The sequence below is a fragment of the Tsukamurella conjunctivitidis genome (genome assembly GCF_007858475.1).
Classification (GTDB): domain Bacteria; phylum Actinomycetota; class Actinomycetes; order Mycobacteriales; family Mycobacteriaceae; genus Tsukamurella; species Tsukamurella conjunctivitidis.
In genome coordinates, this window is record NZ_VIGX01000235.1 from 1 (window position 1) to 556 (window position 556).

A 556-nucleotide genomic window follows, 5' to 3' on the forward strand; every position below is an offset into this window, starting at 1 on the left:
GTCGTCAACAGGCTGATCGACTACCACCTGTACACACCCACACCCATCCTGGTTGTCGTATGGATCGGCGTCGGACTCGGATCGATCGGCCTCGGCGTCCTTCGAGCGCGGAGAGCGCCGTGGAAACGCTGGATCGCCTCGGCGGTGTCGGTGTTGATCGTTCTCACCGTGGCAGCGGGCGAGGTCAACCGGTACTACGGTCATTATCCCACTCTTCGATTCGCGCTCTCTCTCCCGATCTCCGGCGAAAGCGACTTCACGTCGATCGGGGGGCCGGTCCGCGATCCGCAGCGCGCGATCGCGGGCCGCAGCCTTCACGAGAACTGGACCCCCACGAAGCGGCCGAGTGTCCACGGCACGCTGGCGCAGGCGGACATTCCCGGAAGGCTTTCCTCTTTCCCTGTGACTCGACGCGCCTTCATCTACCTGCCGCCCGCCTACCTGGATCCCCGCCGCCCGCTACTGCCCGTTCTGGTGTTACTCCACGGCCACCCGGGGACGCCCTACGACTGGGTGAGCGGGGGCGAGATCGCCGCGGTGATGGATCGTTTCGCGG

At 66.0% G+C, this 556-nt stretch carries 1 pseudogene; it reads left to right on the plus strand.

The features are described from left to right. Positions 1-556 (plus strand): annotated as a pseudogene (locus tag FK530_RS26155) (esterase); the annotation flags it as partial.